30 protein-coding genes and 1 pseudogene are annotated in these 16194 nt (G+C 56.5%); all 31 read left to right on the forward strand.

The features are described 5' to 3' along the window. Window positions 1-93: pseudogene (locus SB756_RS25205) on the forward strand (elongation factor Tu); the annotation flags it as partial. A gap of 142 nt (window positions 94-235) precedes the next feature. Further along, complete coding sequence (gene rpsJ, locus SB756_RS25210) at window positions 236-547, forward strand: 30S ribosomal protein S10 (RefSeq protein WP_003186070.1); 312 nt, start codon at window positions 236-238, stop codon at window positions 545-547. 80 nt (window positions 548-627) lie between these two features. Beyond that, window positions 628-1263, forward strand: coding sequence for a 50S ribosomal protein L3 (gene rplC / locus SB756_RS25215; protein WP_003257089.1), 636 nt, complete (start codon window positions 628-630; stop codon window positions 1261-1263). Window positions 1264-1275: 12 nt separating this feature from the next. After that, entirely contained in the window at window positions 1276-1878 is a 603-nt protein-coding gene (gene rplD, locus SB756_RS25220) for a 50S ribosomal protein L4 (RefSeq protein ID WP_003255485.1), read from the forward strand. Beyond that, window positions 1875-2174 (forward strand): 50S ribosomal protein L23, encoded by a 300-nt coding sequence (rplW, locus tag SB756_RS25225; RefSeq protein ID WP_003255484.1) that lies wholly within the window; start codon window positions 1875-1877, stop codon window positions 2172-2174. Before rplD ends, rplW begins: the two co-directional genes overlap by 4 nt. A 14-nt stretch (window positions 2175-2188) precedes the next feature. Next, the gene (gene rplB, locus SB756_RS25230; RefSeq protein ID WP_008089816.1) at window positions 2189-3013 is read left to right on the forward strand and encodes a 50S ribosomal protein L2; all 825 of its coding nucleotides are present in this window, start codon (window positions 2189-2191) and stop codon (window positions 3011-3013) included. 16 nt (window positions 3014-3029) lie between these two features. Continuing rightward, the gene (rpsS, locus tag SB756_RS25235; protein ID WP_003255482.1) at window positions 3030-3305 is read left to right on the forward strand and encodes a 30S ribosomal protein S19; all 276 of its coding nucleotides are present in this window, start codon (window positions 3030-3032) and stop codon (window positions 3303-3305) included. A gap of 11 nt (window positions 3306-3316) precedes the next feature. After that, window positions 3317-3649 carry a 50S ribosomal protein L22 gene (gene rplV, locus SB756_RS25240; RefSeq protein WP_003103908.1) on the forward strand — a complete coding sequence of 111 codons (333 nt, stop codon included), beginning with the start codon at window positions 3317-3319 and terminating at the stop codon, window positions 3647-3649. A 13-nt stretch (window positions 3650-3662) separates the two neighbouring features. Continuing rightward, window positions 3663-4349: a 30S ribosomal protein S3 gene (rpsC, locus tag SB756_RS25245; protein ID WP_003255481.1), complete on the forward strand. Its 687-nt coding sequence runs from the start codon at window positions 3663-3665 to the stop codon at window positions 4347-4349. A 12-nt stretch (window positions 4350-4361) separates the two neighbouring features. Further along, entirely contained in the window at window positions 4362-4775 is a 414-nt protein-coding gene (rplP, locus tag SB756_RS25250) for a 50S ribosomal protein L16 (RefSeq protein ID WP_003255479.1), read from the forward strand. Further along, complete coding sequence (gene rpmC, locus SB756_RS25255) at window positions 4775-4966, forward strand: 50S ribosomal protein L29 (protein ID WP_002555481.1); 192 nt, start codon at window positions 4775-4777, stop codon at window positions 4964-4966. Before rplP ends, rpmC begins: the two co-directional genes overlap by 1 nt. Before the next feature lie 2 nt (window positions 4967-4968). Then, window positions 4969-5235: a 30S ribosomal protein S17 gene (gene rpsQ / locus SB756_RS25260; protein ID WP_023534981.1), complete on the forward strand. Its 267-nt coding sequence runs from the start codon at window positions 4969-4971 to the stop codon at window positions 5233-5235. A 23-nt stretch (window positions 5236-5258) separates the two neighbouring features. Then, window positions 5259-5627 carry a 50S ribosomal protein L14 gene (gene rplN, locus SB756_RS25265; RefSeq protein ID WP_002555479.1) on the forward strand — a complete coding sequence of 123 codons (369 nt, stop codon included), beginning with the start codon at window positions 5259-5261 and terminating at the stop codon, window positions 5625-5627. Between the two features lie 11 nt (window positions 5628-5638). Beyond that, entirely contained in the window at window positions 5639-5953 is a 315-nt protein-coding gene (gene rplX / locus SB756_RS25270) for a 50S ribosomal protein L24 (RefSeq protein WP_003255476.1), read from the forward strand. A 20-nt stretch (window positions 5954-5973) separates the two neighbouring features. Continuing rightward, window positions 5974-6513 carry a 50S ribosomal protein L5 gene (rplE, locus tag SB756_RS25275; RefSeq protein ID WP_003255474.1) on the forward strand — a complete coding sequence of 180 codons (540 nt, stop codon included), beginning with the start codon at window positions 5974-5976 and terminating at the stop codon, window positions 6511-6513. Between the two features lie 13 nt (window positions 6514-6526). Beyond that, the gene (rpsN, locus tag SB756_RS25280) at window positions 6527-6832 is read left to right on the forward strand and encodes a 30S ribosomal protein S14 (RefSeq protein WP_009681970.1); all 306 of its coding nucleotides are present in this window, start codon (window positions 6527-6529) and stop codon (window positions 6830-6832) included. Between the two features lie 209 nt (window positions 6833-7041). Next, complete coding sequence (gene rpsH, locus SB756_RS25285; protein ID WP_003255471.1) at window positions 7042-7434, forward strand: 30S ribosomal protein S8; 393 nt, start codon at window positions 7042-7044, stop codon at window positions 7432-7434. A 12-nt stretch (window positions 7435-7446) separates the two neighbouring features. Further along, window positions 7447-7980 (forward strand): 50S ribosomal protein L6, encoded by a 534-nt coding sequence (gene rplF, locus SB756_RS25290; protein ID WP_003255469.1) that lies wholly within the window; start codon window positions 7447-7449, stop codon window positions 7978-7980. A gap of 10 nt (window positions 7981-7990) precedes the next feature. Beyond that, a complete protein-coding gene (rplR, locus tag SB756_RS25295) occupies window positions 7991-8341 on the forward strand; it encodes a 50S ribosomal protein L18 (protein WP_003255467.1) in 351 nt (116 codons plus the stop codon). A gap of 3 nt (window positions 8342-8344) precedes the next feature. After that, window positions 8345-8845 (forward strand): 30S ribosomal protein S5, encoded by a 501-nt coding sequence (gene rpsE, locus SB756_RS25300; RefSeq protein ID WP_003255465.1) that lies wholly within the window; start codon window positions 8345-8347, stop codon window positions 8843-8845. Between the two features lie 2 nt (window positions 8846-8847). Next, entirely contained in the window at window positions 8848-9024 is a 177-nt protein-coding gene (rpmD, locus tag SB756_RS25305; RefSeq protein WP_016497744.1) for a 50S ribosomal protein L30, read from the forward strand. A gap of 3 nt (window positions 9025-9027) precedes the next feature. Further along, the gene (gene rplO, locus SB756_RS25310) at window positions 9028-9462 is read left to right on the forward strand and encodes a 50S ribosomal protein L15 (protein WP_003255461.1); all 435 of its coding nucleotides are present in this window, start codon (window positions 9028-9030) and stop codon (window positions 9460-9462) included. Continuing rightward, complete coding sequence (gene secY, locus SB756_RS25315) at window positions 9463-10794, forward strand: preprotein translocase subunit SecY (RefSeq protein ID WP_003255459.1); 1332 nt, start codon at window positions 9463-9465, stop codon at window positions 10792-10794. Between the two features lie 28 nt (window positions 10795-10822). Continuing rightward, window positions 10823-10939: a 50S ribosomal protein L36 gene (gene rpmJ, locus SB756_RS25320; protein WP_002555468.1), complete on the forward strand. Its 117-nt coding sequence runs from the start codon at window positions 10823-10825 to the stop codon at window positions 10937-10939. Between the two features lie 131 nt (window positions 10940-11070). Beyond that, the gene (gene rpsM / locus SB756_RS25325; protein ID WP_003255457.1) at window positions 11071-11427 is read left to right on the forward strand and encodes a 30S ribosomal protein S13; all 357 of its coding nucleotides are present in this window, start codon (window positions 11071-11073) and stop codon (window positions 11425-11427) included. A gap of 18 nt (window positions 11428-11445) precedes the next feature. Then, window positions 11446-11835, forward strand: coding sequence for a 30S ribosomal protein S11 (gene rpsK, locus SB756_RS25330; RefSeq protein ID WP_003255454.1), 390 nt, complete (start codon window positions 11446-11448; stop codon window positions 11833-11835). Between the two features lie 15 nt (window positions 11836-11850). Further along, a complete protein-coding gene (gene rpsD, locus SB756_RS25335; protein ID WP_012270238.1) occupies window positions 11851-12471 on the forward strand; it encodes a 30S ribosomal protein S4 in 621 nt (206 codons plus the stop codon). Window positions 12472-12493: 22 nt separating this feature from the next. Then, window positions 12494-13495 carry a DNA-directed RNA polymerase subunit alpha gene (locus tag SB756_RS25340; RefSeq protein WP_003255452.1) on the forward strand — a complete coding sequence of 334 codons (1002 nt, stop codon included), beginning with the start codon at window positions 12494-12496 and terminating at the stop codon, window positions 13493-13495. A gap of 42 nt (window positions 13496-13537) precedes the next feature. Then, window positions 13538-13924, forward strand: coding sequence for a 50S ribosomal protein L17 (gene rplQ / locus SB756_RS25345; RefSeq protein ID WP_003255451.1), 387 nt, complete (start codon window positions 13538-13540; stop codon window positions 13922-13924). Window positions 13925-14095: 171 nt separating this feature from the next. After that, window positions 14096-15535, forward strand: a complete 1440-nt coding sequence (locus SB756_RS25350) for a catalase (protein ID WP_341797422.1) — start codon at window positions 14096-14098, stop codon at window positions 15533-15535. A gap of 163 nt (window positions 15536-15698) precedes the next feature. Next, window positions 15699-16163, forward strand: coding sequence for a bacterioferritin (gene bfr / locus SB756_RS25355; protein ID WP_003255449.1), 465 nt, complete (start codon window positions 15699-15701; stop codon window positions 16161-16163). Window positions 16164-16194 lie beyond the last annotated feature (31 nt).

A 16194-nucleotide genomic window follows, 5' to 3' on the forward strand; every position in this document is an offset into this window, starting at 1 on the left:
AAGACCATCGCAATGGAAGACGGTCTGCGCTTCGCTATCCGTGAAGGCGGTCGTACCGTCGGCGCCGGCGTCGTAGCCAAAATCATCGAGTAATCACTCGACCGATTGAAAAAGGCCTCCGCTCAGCGGGGGCTTTTTTTATTGGGTTGACACTAAATTGGGGCGTCTATAGAATCACGCCTCCTTTTAGCGGGCGTAGTGCGTCCGTTGGGAACAGCCTGGAGTCTGAAATCCAATGCAAAATCAGCAAATCCGTATCAGGTTGAAGGCTTTCGACCATCGCCTGATCGACCAATCCACCCAGGAAATCGTGGAAACCGCGAAACGTACTGGTGCACAAGTGCGTGGTCCGATTCCACTGCCTACCCGCAAAGAGCGTTTCACCGTTCTGGTCTCCCCGCACGTCAACAAAGACGCGCGTGACCAGTACGAGATTCGCACTCATAAGCGTGTTCTGGACATCGTCCAGCCAACGGATAAAACCGTTGACGCGCTGATGAAGCTTGATCTGGCGGCAGGTGTGGAAGTTCAGATCAGCCTCGGCTAAGACTTCGGTCTAGTCGTGTAACGCTCTGAAATGGGCGGCCATAGCGGGTGAAAGCCCCGTACACTCATGAGGTTTACAACATGACTATTGGTGTAATCGGTCGCAAATGCGGTATGACCCGCATTTTCACCGAAGAAGGTGTCTCCATTCCGGTCACGGTCATTGAGATCGAACCGAATCGCGTCACCCAGTTCAAAACTGAGGAAACCGATGGCTACCGTGCAGTGCAAGTCACTGTCGGCGAGCGTCGTGCTTCGCGTGTGACTGCCGCTCAGGCAGGCCATTTCGCCAAGGCTAACGTTGCCGCTGGTCGCGGTGTTTGGGAGTTCCGTCTTGAAGAAGGCGATTTCCAGGCTGGCGATCTGATCAAAGCTGAACTCTTCACTGCAGGCCAGCTGGTAGACGTTACTGGTCAGTCCAAAGGTAAAGGCTTCGCCGGTACCATCAAGCGCTGGAACTTCCGTGGCCAGGACAACACCCACGGTAACTCCGTGTCGCACCGTGTGCCTGGTTCCATCGGCCAGTGCCAGACTCCTGGTCGTGTGTTCAAGGGCAAGAAAATGTCCGGTCACATGGGCGCCGAGCGCGTGACTGTTCAGTCCCTGGAAGTAGTTCGCGTAGACGCTGAACGCAACCTGCTGCTCGTCAAGGGTGCCGTTCCTGGCGCTACTGGCGGCGACGTGGTTGTACGTCCAGCTGTCAAGGCTCGCGGTTAAGGGGAAACTGACATGCAACTCAATGTAAATGACGCTCAGGCGATCGAAGTTTCCGAACTGACTTTCGGTGGCGAATTCAACGAGACGCTGGTTCACCAAGCAGTCGTGGCCTACATGGCCGGCGGCCGTCAGGGCACCAAGCAGCAAAAGACCCGTTCCGACGTGGCTGGTGGCGGTAAGCGCCCATGGCGTCAGAAGGGTACTGGCCGTGCTCGTGCTGGTACCACTCGTGGTCCGATCTGGCGTGGCGGTGGTGTAACCTTCGCAGCTCGCCCTCAAGATCACTCGCAGAAGCTCAACAAGAAGATGTATCGCGCAGCTCTGCGCTCCATCCTCGCTGAGCTGGTGCGTAGCGACCGTCTGGTCGTGGTTCAGGACTTCGCTGTTGAAGCACCGAAAACCAAAGATCTGCTGAACAAGCTGAACGGCATGGGTCTGAGCGACGTACTGATCGTCTCCGACGCTGTTGATCAGAACCTGTACCTGGCTGCTCGCAACCTGCCGCACGTCGATGTACGTGACGTACAGGGTTCCGACCCGGTCAGTCTGATCGCATACGAGAAAGTGTTGATCACTGTCTCGGCCGTGAAGAAATTCGAGGAGCTGCTGGGATGAACCAGGAACGCGTATTTAAAGTCCTCCTTGGCCCGCACGTTTCCGAGAAGGCTACCGTTCTGGCTGAGAAAAAAGGCCAGTTCGTATTCAAGGTTGCTACCGATGCAACCAAGCTGGAAATCAAGAAAGCTGTCGAAGGCCTGTTCAACGTAAAAGTTGAAAACGTGTCGACTGTTAACGTTCTGGGTAAAACCAAGCGTACCGCACGTGGTCTGGGCAAGCGCAATGACTGGAAGAAGGCGATCGTCTCCCTTCAGCCAGGCCAAGATCTCGATTTCAGCAGCAGTGCTGAGTAAGGAAGGGGTGCATCATGGCAATCGTTAAATGCAAACCGACTTCCCCTGGCCGCCGTTTCGTGGTCAAGGTGGTCAACAAGGAGCTGCACAAAGGCGCTCCTCACGCACCGCTGCTCGAGAAGAAATCGAAGTCTGGTGGTCGTAACAACAATGGCCGTATTACCACTCGTCACGTTGGTGGTGGTCATAAGCAGCATTACCGTCTGGTCGACTTCCGTCGCAACGACAAAGATGGCATCCCAGCCACTGTCGAGCGTATCGAATACGATCCAAACCGTACTGCTCACATCGCCCTGCTGTGCTACGCAGACGGTGAGCGTCGCTACATCATCGCCCCTAAAGGCGTGAGCGCTGGCGACCAGCTGATCGCAGGTGCCCTGGCCCCAATCAAGGCCGGTAACTCCCTGCAGCTGCGCAACATCCCAGTAGGTAGCACCATTCACGGCGTCGAACTGAAGCCGGGTAAAGGTGCTCAGATCGCTCGTTCCGCTGGTGCTTCGGCTCAGCTGATCGCTCGTGACGGCGTATACGTGACTCTGCGTCTGCGTTCCGGTGAAATGCGTAAAGTACTGGCTGAGTGCCGTGCGACCCTGGGCGAAGTCTCGAACTCCGAGCACAGCCTGCGTTCGCTGGGTAAAGCAGGTGCCAAACGCTGGCGCGGCGTTCGCCCAACCGTTCGTGGCGTTGCCATGAACCCGGTTGACCACCCACATGGTGGTGGTGAAGGTCGTACCTCCGGTGGTCGTCATCCGGTATCGCCATGGGGCTTCCCAACCAAGGGTGCTAAAACCCGTGGTAATAAGCGTACCGACAACATGATCGTCCGTCGTCGCAAGTAACTAGAGGGATACGACAGTGCCACGTTCTCTGAAAAAAGGTCCTTTTATCGATCTTCACCTGTTGAAGAAGGTCGAAGTGGCGGTGGAGAAGAACGATCGCAAGCCAGTTAAAACCTGGTCGCGTCGCTCGATGATCCTGCCACAAATGGTCGGTCTGACCATCGCGGTTCACAACGGTCGCCAGCATGTTCCAGTTCTCGTGAACGAAGACATGGTCGGCCACAAACTGGGCGAGTTCGCCGGTACCCGCACCTATCGCGGGCACGTGGCTGACAAGAAAGCCAAGCGTTAAGGGGTAAGGAAATGGAAGTAGCCGCTAAGTTGTCGGGCGCTCGCATCTCCGCCCAGAAAGCCCGCTTGGTCGCCGACCAGATCCGCGGGAAGAAGGTGGGCGAAGCGCTCAACCTGTTGGCCTTCAGCAGCAAAAAAGCCGCTGAAATCATGAAGAAAGTCCTCGAGTCGGCCGTAGCCAACGCCGAACACAACGAAGGCGCAGACGTTGATGACCTGAAGGTCTCCACCGTCTTCGTCAACGAAGGGCGTTCGCTGAAGCGTATCATGCCACGTGCCAAAGGCCGTGCTGATCGCATCGTCAAGCGGTCTTGCCATATCACTGTCAAGGTTGCGGACAAGTAACGGAGTCGATCAGATGGGTCAGAAAGTACATCCCACTGGCATTCGCCTGGGAATCGTCAAGGAGCACACCTCCGTCTGGTACGCAGACGGTGCTACTTACGCAGATTACCTCTTGAAGGATCTGAAAACGCGTGAGTACCTCCAAGACAAACTAAAAAGCGCGTCCGTAAGCCGTATCGATATTCATCGTCCGGCTCAAACTGCACGCATCACCATCCACACTGCTCGTCCCGGTATCGTTATCGGCAAGAAAGGTGAAGATGTTGAGAAGCTGCGTCAGGACCTGACCAAGCAGATGGGTGTGCCTGTGCACATCAACATCGAAGAGATCCGCAAGCCGGAACTCGACGCTATGCTGGTTGCGCAGAGCGTAGCTCAGCAGCTGGAACGCCGCGTAATGTTCCGTCGCGCCATGAAGCGCGCCGTACAGAACGCCATGCGTATTGGTGCCAAGGGCATCAAGATCCAGGTGAGCGGTCGTCTCGGCGGTGCCGAGATTGCTCGTACCGAGTGGTATCGCGAAGGTCGTGTGCCTCTGCACACCCTGCGTGCCGATATCGACTACAACACCTACGAAGCTCACACCACTTACGGTGTGATCGGTGTGAAGGTTTGGATCTTCAAAGGCGAAGTTATTGGTGGTCGCCAAGAAGAACTGAAACCACAAGCACCAGCGCCTCGTAAAAAAGCTGCTAAGTAAGGGGTACGCCAAATGTTGCAACCAAAGCGTACAAAATTCCGCAAGCAGATGACCGGCCACAACCGTGGTCTGGCACTGCGCGGTAGCAAAGTCAGCTTCGGCGAATTCGCCCTGAAAGCTGTTGCTCGCGGTCGCCTCACCGCTCGCCAGATCGAGTCCGCACGTCGTGCGCTGACCCGTCACGTTAAACGTGGCGGCAAGATCTGGATCCGTGTGTTCCCGGACAAGCCGATCTCCAAGAAGCCTCTCGAGGTTCGTATGGGTAAAGGTAAGGGCTCCGTGGAATACTGGGTTGCCCAGATCCAGCCAGGCAAAGTCCTGTACGAGATCGAGGGTGTTTCTGAAGAGCTGGCGCGCGAAGCTTTCGCCCTGGCTGCTGCAAAGCTGCCTCTCGCCACCTCCTTTGTTAAGCGGACGGTGATGTGATGAAAGCGAATGAACTTCGTGAAAAATCGGCACAGCAGCTGAACGAGCAACTGCTCGGCTTGCTGCGTGACCAGTTCAATCTGCGTATGCAGAAAGCAACTGGCCAGTTGGGGCAGTCGCACCTGCTCTCGCAAGTTAAGCGTGACATCGCTCGCGTGAAAACTGTGCTCAACCAGCAGGCAGGTAAGTGATCATGGCTGAAGCTGAAAAAACCGTCCGTACGCTGACTGGCCGTGTCGTCAGCGACAAAATGGACAAGACCATCACCGTTCTGATCGAGCGTCGCGTTAAGCACCCGATCTACGGTAAATACGTTAAGCGTTCGACTAAGCTGCACGCGCACGACGAAACCAACCAGTGCAAGATCGGCGACAAGGTTTCGATTACCGAAACCCGTCCGCTGGCCAAGACCAAGTCCTGGGCACTGGTTGAAGTCCTCGAACGCGCTGTTGAAGTCTAAGGGCTAGGGGTCGGAGAAATTTTATGATTCAGACTCAATCCATGCTCGATGTGGCCGATAACAGCGGCGCTCGTCGCGTCATGTGCATCAAGGTGCTCGGCGGCTCGCACCGTCGTTACGCCGGCATCGGTGACATCATCAAGGTTACTGTCAAGGAAGCAATTCCGCGCGGTAAGGTCAAAAAAGGCCAAGTGATGACTGCTGTTGTCGTGCGCACCCGTCACGGTGTTCGTCGCGCTGACGGTTCCATCATTCGTTTCGACGGCAACGCTGCTGTTCTGCTGAACAACAAGCAAGAGCCGATCGGCACTCGCATCTTCGGGCCAGTGACCCGTGAACTTCGTACTGAGAAGTTCATGAAGATCGTCTCGCTCGCCCCTGAAGTGCTGTAAGGAGATCCGACATGCAAAAGATTCGTCGTGACGACGAGATCATCGTGATCGCCGGCAAAGACAAAGGTAAGCGCGGTAAGGTGCTGAAGGTTCTCGCTGATGACCGTCTGGTCATCGGTGGTGTGAACCTGGTCAAGCGTCATACCAAGCCTAACCCGATGGCGGGCGTTCAGGGCGGTATCGTCGAGAAAGAAGCGCCTCTGCACGCTTCCAACGTTGCCATCTTCAACGGCGAAACCAACAAGGCTGACCGCGTTGGTTTCAAAGTAGAAGACGGTAAGAAAATTCGTGTCTTCAAGTCGACCCAAAAAGCGGTTGATGCTTGAACACTGCTAGGTAGAAGACCATGGCACGACTGAAAGAGATTTACCGGAACGAAATCGCTCCTAAGCTTAAGGAAGAACTTAAGCTGTCGAACGTGATGGAAGTTCCGCGCGTTACCAAGATCACCCTGAACATGGGTCTGGGCGAAGCGATCGGCGACAAGAAAGTCATCGAGCACGCAGTAGCTGACCTGGAAAAGATCACCGGTCAAAAGCCGGTCGTGACTTTCGCTCGCAAATCCATCGCTGGCTTCAAAGTCCGCGAAGGATGGCCGATCGGTGTCAAGGTGACCCTGCGTAGCGACAAGATGTACGAATTCCTGGACCGCCTGCTGGCGATCTCCCTGCCTCGGGTTCGCGACTTCCGCGGCCTGAATGCCAAGTCCTTCGATGGTCGTGGCAACTACAGCATGGGCGTGAAAGAGCAGATCATCTTCCCGGAAATCGATTACGACAAGATCGATGCTCTGCGCGGTTTGGACATCACCCTGACCACCACTGCTCGTTCGGACGACGAAGGCCGCGCTCTGCTGCGTGCTTTCAAGTTCCCGTTCCGCAACTGATTGGAGTAGGAAAATGGCCAAGAAGAGCATGAAAAACCGTGAGCTGAAGCGTCAGCTGACGGTAGCCAAGTTCGCTAAGAAGCGTGCTGAGCTGAAAGCGACCATCGTCAACGTTAATGCCTCTCCAGAAGAGCGTTTCGCTGCCGTTGTCGCTCTGCAGAAGCAGCCACGTGACGCTAGCGCCTCGCGCCTGCGCAACCGTTGCCGCCTGACCGGTCGTCCTCACGGTGTATACCGTAAGTTCGGCCTGGGCCGTAACATGCTGCGTCAAGCTGCAATGCGCGGCGACGTACCAGGTCTGGTCAAGGCCTCCTGGTAATCGCTGTCGGTGTGATCCCGGCGGAAGGGGAGCAATCTTCCGACCGCCGGTGACCTCGCCAAGAAACAAGCCCCTATATGGGGCTTGTTTCGTTTCTGCCTTGTGTCTAGAATGACCGGCTCACCCGAGCCTGGGTTTTTTACCCAATCCGCTCAGGTGGTTGTCATAGCCGCAAGGCTAATAATTCTTGTATCAGGAGCATCTAGCCCATGAGTATGCAGGACCCGTTAGCGGACATGCTAACTCGCATCCGTAATGCCCAGATGGCTGAAAAGTCCGTCGTAAGCATGCCTTCTTCTACCCTGAAGGTCGCGGTTGCCAAAGTTCTGAAGGACGAAGGTTACATCGCTGGCTACCAGGTAACTGGTGAAGCCAAGCCTTCCCTGTCGATCGAACTGAAGTACTTCGAAGGCCGTCCGGTCATCGAGGAACTGAAGCGCTCCAGCCGTCCAGGCCTGCGCCAGTACAAGGCCGTCACCGATCTGCCGAAAGTACGTGGCGGTCTGGGCGTGTCTATTGTCTCCACCAACAAAGGTGTGATGACTGATCGCGCTGCGCGCGCTGCCGGTGTCGGCGGCGAAGTTCTGTGCACAGTGTTCTAAGGGGGGATAGACATGTCTCGCGTCGCTAAGAACCCCGTTAAGCTGCCGTCCGGTGTCGAAGTCAAATTCGCAGGCCAGCAGCTTTCGGTGAAGGGTGCCAAGGGCACTCTCGAACTGAACGTTCACTCGTCTGTTGAAGTTACCGAAGAGTCTGGTGAGCTGCGTTTCGTCGCTCGCAATGGTGACCAGCAAGCTCGTGCCATGGCCGGTACCACCCGCGCTCTGGTTAACAACATGGTCCAAGGCGTAAGCCAAGGCTTCGAGCGTAAGCTCCAGCTGGTCGGTGTTGGTTACAAGGCACAGGCTAAAGGCACCGTCCTGAACCTGGCCCTGGGCTTCTCTCACCCAGTGGACTACGAACTGCCAGCCGGTATCACCGCTGAAACGCCTAGCCAGACCGACATCCTGATCAAGGGTATCGACAAGCAGCTGGTAGGTCAGGTGGCCGCTGAAATCCGCGACTTCCGTCCGCCAGAGCCTTACAAAGGCAAAGGTGTGCGTTACGCGGACGAAGTAGTCCGTCGTAAAGAAGCCAAGAAGAAGTAGGGCCTAGTAAATGACCGACAAAAAAGTTATTCGACTGCGTCGCGCTCGCAAAGCACGTCTCAAGATGCACGAACTCGAAGTCGTGCGCCTGTGCGTGTTCCGCTCCTCGCAGCACATCTATGCCCAGGTCATTTCGGCCGACGGCAGCAAGGTTCTGGCAAGCGCCTCGACCTTGGACAAAGACCTGCGTGATGGCGCCACTGGCAACATCGACGCGGCCACTAAGGTTGGCAAGCTGGTAGCTGAGCGTGCGAAAGCCGCCGGTGTATCTCAAGTTGCCTTTGACCGTTCCGGCTTCAAGTACCATGGCCGCGTCAAAGCGCTGGCTGATGCTGCTCGTGAAGGCGGGCTGGAGTTCTAAGTTATGGCAAATAACGATCAAAAGCGCGACGAAGGCTACATCGAGAAGCTGGTTCAGGTTAACCGCGTTGCCAAGACCGTAAAAGGCGGCCGTATCTTCACCTTCACCGCGTTGACCGTGGTTGGTGATGGTAAAGGTCGTGTGGGCTTCGGCCGTGGCAAATCGCGCGAAGTACCTGCTGCGATTCAGAAAGCCATGGAAGCTGCTCGCCGCAACATGATCCAGGTAGACCTGAAGGGCACCACCCTGCAGTACGCCACCAAGGCTGCCCACGGCGCCTCGAAGGTTTACATGCAGCCTGCTTCGGAAGGTACCGGTATCATCGCTGGTGGCGCAATGCGTGCTGTCCTGGAAGTTGCTGGTGTTCAGAACGTTCTGGCCAAGTGCTACGGTTCGACCAACCCAGTGAACGTGGTTTACGCCACTTTCAAGGGTCTGAAAGCCATGCAATCTCCTGAATCCATTGCTGCCAAGCGCGGCAAGAGCGTCGAGGAGATCTTCTGATCATGGCAACCGTAAAAGTAACGCTGATCAAGAGCGTCTCGGGTCGTCTGCCTAACCACAAACTGTGTGTTAAGGGCCTGGGTCTGCGTCGCATCGGTCACACTGTAGAAGTCCTGGATACTCCCGAGAATCGCGGGATGATCAACAAGGCTTACTACATGCTGCGCGTCGAGGGTTAATCGATGAAACTCAATGATCTGAGTCCAGCGCCGGGTTCCCGTCGCGAAAAGCATCGTCCGGGTCGTGGTATCGGTAGCGGTCTGGGTAAGACCGGCGGCCGTGGCCACAAAGGTCAGACCTCCCGTTCGGGTGGTTCGATCGCTCCGGGCTTCGAAGGCGGTCAACAGCCGCTGCACCGTCGTCTGCCGAAATTCGGCTTCGTTTCCCTGAAAGCCATGGACCGCGCCGAAGTGCGTCTGTCCGAGCTGGCCAAAGTGGAAGGCGACGTGATCTCCGTGCAATCCTTGAAGGATGCCAACGTGATCAACCAGCATATTCAGCGTGTGAAAATCATGCTGTCTGGCGAAGTTACTCGCGCAGTCACCATCAAGGGCATCGCAGCCACCAAGGGTGCGCGTGCGGCTATCGAAGCAGCTGGCGGCAAATTCGAGGAATAAATGGCTAAGCAAGGTGCTCTCTCTTCGCTCGGTAAGGGCGGGATGTCGGAACTCTGGGCTCGTCTGCGCTTTCTGTTCATGGCGATCATCGTCTATCGGATAGGTGCGCATATCCCGGTTCCTGGCATCAATCCGGACCGTCTGGCGGATCTGTTTCGGCAGAATGAGGGGACCATTCTTAGCTTGTTCAACATGTTTTCCGGTGGCGCGCTTGAGCGCATGAGCATCTTTGCACTGGGGATCATGCCGTACATTTCGGCATCGATCATCATGCAGCTGATGACGGCGGTCAGCCCGCAACTGGAGCAGTTGAAGAAGGAAGGTGAAGCTGGCCGTCGCAAGATCAGCCAGTACACCCGCTACGGCACCGTTATCCTGGCACTGGTTCAAGCCATTGGCATGTCCATTGGCCTGGCCAACCAGGGCGTGGCGTTTTCTGCGGGCCTGGGCTTCCATGTCGTTGCCGTCTCCACTTTCGTGGCAGGCGCGATGTTCATGATGTGGCTGGGCGAGCAGATCACCGAGCGCGGTGTGGGCAACGGTATCTCGATGTTGATCTTCGCAGGTATCGTTGCCGGTCTTCCGAGAGCAATCGGGCAGTCTTTCGAGTCTGCACGCACAGGCGATATCAACATTTTCGCCCTGGTCGCAATCGGTTTGCTGGCAGTAGCGATTATCGGTTTTGTGGTGTTCATTGAGCGTGGTCAGCGTCGTATCGCCGTTCACTACGCCAAGCGTCAGCAGGGCCGTAAGGTCTTTGCTGCGCAGACCAGCCACTTGCCGCTGAAAGTGAACATGGCGGGGGTTATCCCGGCCATTTTCGCGAGCAGCATTTTGCTGTTCCCGGCTTCGCTGGGTGCCTGGTTCGGTCAGTCCGAAGGTATGGGCTGGCTGCAGGACATCTCGCAGTCGATCGCTCCTGGTCAGCCGTTGAACATCTTGCTGTTTAGTGCAGGGATCATTTTCTTCTGCTTCTTCTACACAGCGTTGATGTTCAATCCGAAAGACGTAGCGGAAAACCTGAAGAAGTCCGGTGCCTTTATTCCGGGTATCCGTCCTGGTGAGCAGTCTGCGCGCTACATTGATGGCGTTCTGACTCGTTTGACCATGTTCGGTGCTCTTTACATGATGGCCGTCTGCCTTCTGCCCCAGTTCCTGGTGGTGGCAGCAAATGTGCCGTTCTACCTTGGCGGGACCTCGTTGCTGATTGTGGTAGTGGTTGTGATGGACTTCATGTCCCAAGTACAATCGCACCTCGTTTCGCACCAGTACGAATCCCTGATGAAGAAAGCCAACCTGAAAGGCTACGGCGGCAGCGGTTTGCTGCGCTGATACGCCCCTAAGGTTCGAGGAGTCGGTAATGAAAGTTCGTGCATCGGTGAAAAAGCTGTGCCGTAACTGCAAGATCATCCGTCGCGAAGGCGTCGTTCGAGTGATCTGCAGCGCGGAACCGCGTCACAAACAGCGCCAAGGCTGAGTGTGATCTGCGCTTCAAACCCAGCAGCTAGTGTGCTGCTGGGTTGATTATTCGTTTCTACAGCGATATTATCTCGCGCCCTATTTCTTGGCTTCCGGGGCGTAGGTAGCTGTCAATTGGAGTCCCACTGAATGGCCCGTATTGCAGGCGTCAACATTCCAGATAACAAGCATACTGTTATCTCGCTGACCTACATCTATGGTGTCGGTCGCACAACTGCACAGAAGATTTGTGCAGACGCTGGTGTAAACCCAGCCGCTAAGATCAAGGATCTGAGCGACGAGCAAATCGAAACCCTGCGTGGCGAAGTTGCGAAGTTCACCACCGAAGGTGACCTGCGTCGTGACATCAACATGAAGATCAAGCGCTTGATGGACCTGGGTTGCTACCGCGGCCTGCGTCATCGTAAAGGTCTGCCGGTTCGCGGTCAGCGCACCAAGACCAACGCACGCACCCGTAAGGGCCCGCGTAAGCCGATCCGCAAGTAACCGCCCAGGAATATAGACATGGCAAAACCTGCTGCTCGTCCTCGTAAGAAAGTCAAAAAGACAGTGGTTGATGGCATCGCCCACATCCACGCTTCTTTCAACAACACCATCGTGACCATCACCGACCGTCAGGGCAATGCTTTGTCCTGGGCGACCTCCGGTGGTTCGGGTTTCCGTGGTTCGCGCAAATCCACTCCGTTCGCAGCCCAGATTGCTGCTGAACGTGCTGGTCAAGCTGCGCTGGAATACGGCCTGAAGAACCTCGACGTCAACGTCAAGGGTCCAGGTCCGGGTCGTGAATCCGCCGTTCGTGCACTGAACAGCTGCGGCTACAAGATCGCCAGCATCACCGACGTGACGCCAATCCCGCATAACGGGTGCCGTCCGCCGAAGAAGCGTCGCGTGTAATCAGGAGACAGAAGAATGGCACGTTACATTGGTCCAAAATGCAAACTGTCTCGTCGTGAAGGCACCGATCTGTTCCTGAAGAGCGGCGTTCGCGCTCTGGAATCGAAGTGCAACATCGAAGCAGCCCCAGGTATCCACGGCCAGCGCCGTGGCCGTCAGTCCGACTACGGTACCCAGCTGCGCGAGAAACAAAAAGTCCGTCGTATCTACGGTGTTCTGGAGCGTCAGTTCCGCGGTTACTACCAAGCTGCAGCCTCGAAAAAAGGCGCAACCGGTGAGAACCTGCTGCAACTGCTCGAGTGCCGTCTGGATAACGTCGTCTACCGTATGGGCTTCGGTTCGACTCGTTCCGAATCCCGCCAGCTGGTTTCGCACAAAGCGATCAGCGTCAACGGTAAGACTGTAAACATTCCATCCTACCAAGTTCGTCCGGGTGACGTGGTCGCGGTCCGCGAGAAGTCGCTGGCCCAGCTGCGCATTGTTCAAGCCCTTGAACTGTGCGCCCAGCGTGGCCGCGTTGAGTGGGTTGACGTGGATGCTGCTAAAAAGTCGGGCGTTTTCAAGAACGTTCCTGCTCGCAGCGACCTGTCTGCCGACATCAACGAAAACCTGATTGTCGAGCTCTACTCCAAGTAAGGGCTAGAAAATAGGTGCATCCATGCAGATTTCGGTAAATGAGTTCCTGACTCCCCGCCACATTGATGTGCAGGTAGTCAGTCCGACCCGCGCCAAGATTACGCTCGAGCCTCTCGAGCGTGGTTTCGGCCATACCCTGGGCAACGCGCTGCGCCGCATCCTGTTGTCCTCCATGCCTGGCTGTGCAGTAGTCGAGGCCGAGATCGATGGCGTACTCCACGAGTACTCCGCGATCGAAGGTGTACAGGAAGACGTAATTGAAATCCTGTTGAACCTGAAAGGCCTGGCTATCAAACTGCACGGTCGTGACGAAGTTACGCTGACCTTGTCGAAAAAGGGTTCGGGGGTGGTTACCGCTGCCGATATTCAGCTGGATCACGATGTCGAGATCGTCAACCCCGATCACGTAATCGCGAACCTGGCGTCGAACGGCGCCCTGAACATGAAGCTCACTGTAGCTCGTGGTCGCGGTTACGAGCCGGCTGACTCCCGTCAAACCGACGAAGACGAAAGCCGTAGCATTGGCCGTCTGCAGTTGGACGCTTCGTTCAGCCCGGTGCGTCGTATCGCCTATGTGGTCGAAAACGCCCGTGTTGAACAGCGTACCAACTTGGACAAGCTGGTCATTGATCTGGAAACCAACGGTACCCTGGATCCTGAAGAGGCTATCCGCCGCGCTGCGACCATCCTGCAACAGCAGTTGGCCGCGTTCGTCGACCTCAAAGGTGACAGTGAGCCCGTCGTAGTCGAGCAGGAAGACGAGATCGATCCGATCCTGCTGCGTCCGGTTGACGACCTGGAACTGACTGTACGTTCGGCCAACTGCCTCAAGGCGGAGAACATCTACTACATCGGCGACCTGATTCAGCGTACCGAAGTAGAGCTGTTGAAGACTCCTAACCTGGGCAAGAAGTCCCTGACTGAAATCAAGGACGTCCTGGCCTCTCGTGGTCTGTCTCTCGGCATGCGCCTCGACAACTGGCCGCCTGCAAGTCTTAAGAAAGACGACAAGGCGACCGCCTGATCGTCGTAATCACCGAACGTAGTGTTTGGTAAGGAATGAATCATGCGTCATCGTAAAAGTGGACGTCACCTGAGCCGTACCAGCTCTCACCGCAAGGCTATGTTCCAGAACATGGCAGTGTCGCTGATCGAGCACGAGCTGATCAAAACCACCCTGCCGAAAGCCAAGGAACTGCGCCGCGTTGCCGAGCCGCTGATCACCCTGGCCAAGGAAGACAGCGTTGCTAACCGTCGTCTGGCCTTCGACCGTACCCGTTCGAAGTCCGCTGTTGGCAAACTGTTCAACGACCTGGGCAAGCGTTACGCCACCCGTCAGGGCGGCTACCTGCGCATCCTGAAGTGCGGTTTCCGCGCTGGCGACAACGCGCCTATGGCGTACGTCGAGCTGGTTGATCGTCCGGTCGGCGGTGCTGTAGAAGCTGCTGAGTAAGACGTTCTGTCTGCTACAAAGAACCGGGCCTAGTGCCCGGTTTTTTGTGTCTGCCTGTATTGTTAATTTCTATTGATACAAGTCATGTAATGAATTTGTCCCTGTAGCCTTGCTCGTCAATACTCTCTCCAAGCCGATTAGCCGGCGCTTGAAGACCGATAAGGAGAGCCCATGAGCAAGATTCTTACCACCGCCAGCGGTGCACCAGTAGCCGACAACCAGAACTCCCGTTCCGCCGGCCCGCGTGGCCCGCTGTTGCTCGACGACTTCCACCTGATCGAGAAGCTCGCCCATTTCAACCGCGAGAACATTCCTGAGCGCCGCGTGCACGCCAAAGGCTCGGGCGCCTACGGCACCTTTACCGTCAACCGCGATATCACCCATTACACCAGCGCCAAGCTGTTCGAGCAGATCGGCAAGCAAACAGAAACCTTCCTGCGGTTCTCCACTGTCGGCGGCGAACGTGGCTCTGCAGACACCGAGCGAGATCCTCGTGGCTTTGCCGTCAAGTTCTACACCGAGGAAGGCAACTGGGACATCGTGGGTAACAACACGCCAGTGTTCTTCATTCGCGACCCGCTGAAGTTTCCGGACTTTATCCACACCCAGAAGCGCCATCCGCAATCCAACCTGAAGAACGCCCAGATGATGTGGGACTTCTGGTCGCACTCGCCCGAGGCGCTGCACCAGGTCACCATCCTGTTCTCGGACCGTGGTATTCCGGACGGCTATCGCCATATGCACGGCTTCGGCAGCCACACGTACAGCTTGATCAACGCCAAGGGCGAGCGTACCTGGGTCAAATGGCATTTCAAGACCCAGCAAGGTATCAAGAACCTCGCGCCGGCAGATGCTGCACGCCTGGCGGGTACTGACCCGGACTACGCCCAGCGCGACCTGTTCGAAGCCATTGAACGTGGCGACTACCCGCGTTGGACCGTATGCATTCAGGTGATGAGCGAAGCCGAGGCAGCCAGTCGCGACGAGAACCCCTTCGACGTCACCAAGACCTGGTCGCAGAAGGATTATCCGTTGATAGAGGTGGGCGTGCTGGAGCTCAACCGTAACCCGCTCAACTACTTCGCCGAAGTCGAGCAGGCTGCGTTCGGGCCGAGCAACATGGTGCCAGGGGTTGGCCTGTCGCCGGACCGCATGCTGCAGGGCCGTGTATTCGCTTACGCAGACGCACACCGCTACCGTGTGGGCACCAACCACCAGCATTTGCCGGTGAATGCGCCACGCTGCGCAGTCAACAGCTACCAGCGCGACGGCTCCATGGCCACTGGCAGTTACGGCAGTGCACCGAACTACGAGCCCAACAGCTACGCTGAGGCACCGAAGCAGTCGCCACGCCATGCTGAACCCGCGCTGGCCCTGAACGGTTCGGCAGACCGTTACGATCACCGTGAGGACACCGACTACTTCAGCCACGCCGGCGCGTTATTCCGCCTGATGAGCGATGAGCAGAAGGCACTGCTGATCAGCAACATCGCCGGCACCATGGCAGGTGTCAGCGAAGACGTGATCCAGCGCCAGTTGCAGTACTTCTTCAAGGCTGACCCGGCCTATGGCGAAGGGATTGCCAAAGCGTTGGGCATCAACCTGGCCTGACTCTAAGTGATAAGCAGAACCGCCCTCATTTGGGCGGTTTTTCAATGAATATCACTACTGTTTAACCGATTTTTTGCTTCTGATTGCGGGTTTTTCAGTGACCGCAGGCAAAAGCTGGTTCACACTATGTGGCATAGACGTTTTCACATGGAGAACCAGGGCGATGCAAGGCCACCCAGATGTAATCAACTACCTCGTCACGCTGCTGAAGGGCGAACTGGCGGCACGCGACCAGTACTTCATTCATTCGCGCATGTACGAAGACTGGGGCCTGTCCAAGCTCTACGAGCGCATCAACCACGAGATGGAAGAAGAGACGCAGCACGCCGATGCCCTGATGCGTCGCATCCTCATGCTCGAAGGCACCCCCGACATGCGTGCGGACGACCTCGAGGTCGGCAGCACCGTGCCAGAAATGATCGAGGCTGACCTCAAGCTCGAGTACAAAGTGCGTGGCGCCCTGTGCAAAGGCATCGAGCTGTGTGAGCTGCACAAGGACTACGTGAGCCGTGACATCCTCCGTGCGCAATTGGCGGATACCGAAGAAGATCACACCTACTGGCTGGAGAAGCAGCAAGGGTTGATCAAGGCCATTGGCCTGGAAAACTACCTGCAGTCGCAGATGTAAGTTATCCACAGACTCAAAAAAAGCCCCTGGC

It is taken from the genome of Pseudomonas sp. SIMBA_068 (assembly GCF_046534705.1).
GTDB lineage: Bacteria > Pseudomonadota > Gammaproteobacteria > Pseudomonadales > Pseudomonadaceae > Aquipseudomonas > Aquipseudomonas putida.

Excerpts from the sequence above, each read along its gene's own strand:
- rpsJ (WP_003186070.1), top strand. The coding sequence starts at position 236 with ATGCAAAATCAGCAAATCCGTATCAGGTTGAAGGCTTTCGACCATCGC.
- rplC (WP_003257089.1), top strand. The coding sequence starts at position 628 with ATGACTATTGGTGTAATCGGTCGCAAATGCGGTATGACCCGCATTTTC.
- rplD (WP_003255485.1), top strand. The coding sequence starts at position 1,276 with ATGCAACTCAATGTAAATGACGCTCAGGCGATCGAAGTTTCCGAACTG.
- rplW (WP_003255484.1), top strand. The coding sequence starts at position 1,875 with ATGAACCAGGAACGCGTATTTAAAGTCCTCCTTGGCCCGCACGTTTCC.
- rplB (WP_008089816.1), top strand. The coding sequence starts at position 2,189 with ATGGCAATCGTTAAATGCAAACCGACTTCCCCTGGCCGCCGTTTCGTG.
- rplV (WP_003103908.1), top strand. The coding sequence starts at position 3,317 with ATGGAAGTAGCCGCTAAGTTGTCGGGCGCTCGCATCTCCGCCCAGAAA.
- rpsC (WP_003255481.1), top strand. The coding sequence starts at position 3,663 with ATGGGTCAGAAAGTACATCCCACTGGCATTCGCCTGGGAATCGTCAAG.
- rplP (WP_003255479.1), top strand. The coding sequence starts at position 4,362 with ATGTTGCAACCAAAGCGTACAAAATTCCGCAAGCAGATGACCGGCCAC.
- rpmC (WP_002555481.1), top strand. The coding sequence starts at position 4,775 with ATGAAAGCGAATGAACTTCGTGAAAAATCGGCACAGCAGCTGAACGAG.
- rpsQ (WP_023534981.1), top strand. The coding sequence starts at position 4,969 with ATGGCTGAAGCTGAAAAAACCGTCCGTACGCTGACTGGCCGTGTCGTC.
- rplN (WP_002555479.1), top strand. The coding sequence starts at position 5,259 with ATGATTCAGACTCAATCCATGCTCGATGTGGCCGATAACAGCGGCGCT.
- rplX (WP_003255476.1), top strand. The coding sequence starts at position 5,639 with ATGCAAAAGATTCGTCGTGACGACGAGATCATCGTGATCGCCGGCAAA.
- rplE (WP_003255474.1), top strand. The coding sequence starts at position 5,974 with ATGGCACGACTGAAAGAGATTTACCGGAACGAAATCGCTCCTAAGCTT.
- rpsN (WP_009681970.1), top strand. The coding sequence starts at position 6,527 with ATGGCCAAGAAGAGCATGAAAAACCGTGAGCTGAAGCGTCAGCTGACG.
- rpsH (WP_003255471.1), top strand. The coding sequence starts at position 7,042 with ATGAGTATGCAGGACCCGTTAGCGGACATGCTAACTCGCATCCGTAAT.
- rplF (WP_003255469.1), top strand. The coding sequence starts at position 7,447 with ATGTCTCGCGTCGCTAAGAACCCCGTTAAGCTGCCGTCCGGTGTCGAA.
- rplR (WP_003255467.1), top strand. The coding sequence starts at position 7,991 with ATGACCGACAAAAAAGTTATTCGACTGCGTCGCGCTCGCAAAGCACGT.
- rpsE (WP_003255465.1), top strand. The coding sequence starts at position 8,345 with ATGGCAAATAACGATCAAAAGCGCGACGAAGGCTACATCGAGAAGCTG.
- rpmD (WP_016497744.1), top strand. The coding sequence starts at position 8,848 with ATGGCAACCGTAAAAGTAACGCTGATCAAGAGCGTCTCGGGTCGTCTG.
- rplO (WP_003255461.1), top strand. The coding sequence starts at position 9,028 with ATGAAACTCAATGATCTGAGTCCAGCGCCGGGTTCCCGTCGCGAAAAG.
- secY (WP_003255459.1), top strand. The coding sequence starts at position 9,463 with ATGGCTAAGCAAGGTGCTCTCTCTTCGCTCGGTAAGGGCGGGATGTCG.
- rpmJ (WP_002555468.1), top strand. The coding sequence starts at position 10,823 with ATGAAAGTTCGTGCATCGGTGAAAAAGCTGTGCCGTAACTGCAAGATC.
- rpsM (WP_003255457.1), top strand. The coding sequence starts at position 11,071 with ATGGCCCGTATTGCAGGCGTCAACATTCCAGATAACAAGCATACTGTT.
- rpsK (WP_003255454.1), top strand. The coding sequence starts at position 11,446 with ATGGCAAAACCTGCTGCTCGTCCTCGTAAGAAAGTCAAAAAGACAGTG.
- rpsD (WP_012270238.1), top strand. The coding sequence starts at position 11,851 with ATGGCACGTTACATTGGTCCAAAATGCAAACTGTCTCGTCGTGAAGGC.
- SB756_RS25340 (WP_003255452.1), top strand. The coding sequence starts at position 12,494 with ATGCAGATTTCGGTAAATGAGTTCCTGACTCCCCGCCACATTGATGTG.
- rplQ (WP_003255451.1), top strand. The coding sequence starts at position 13,538 with ATGCGTCATCGTAAAAGTGGACGTCACCTGAGCCGTACCAGCTCTCAC.
- SB756_RS25350 (WP_341797422.1), top strand. The coding sequence starts at position 14,096 with ATGAGCAAGATTCTTACCACCGCCAGCGGTGCACCAGTAGCCGACAAC.
- bfr (WP_003255449.1), top strand. The coding sequence starts at position 15,699 with ATGCAAGGCCACCCAGATGTAATCAACTACCTCGTCACGCTGCTGAAG.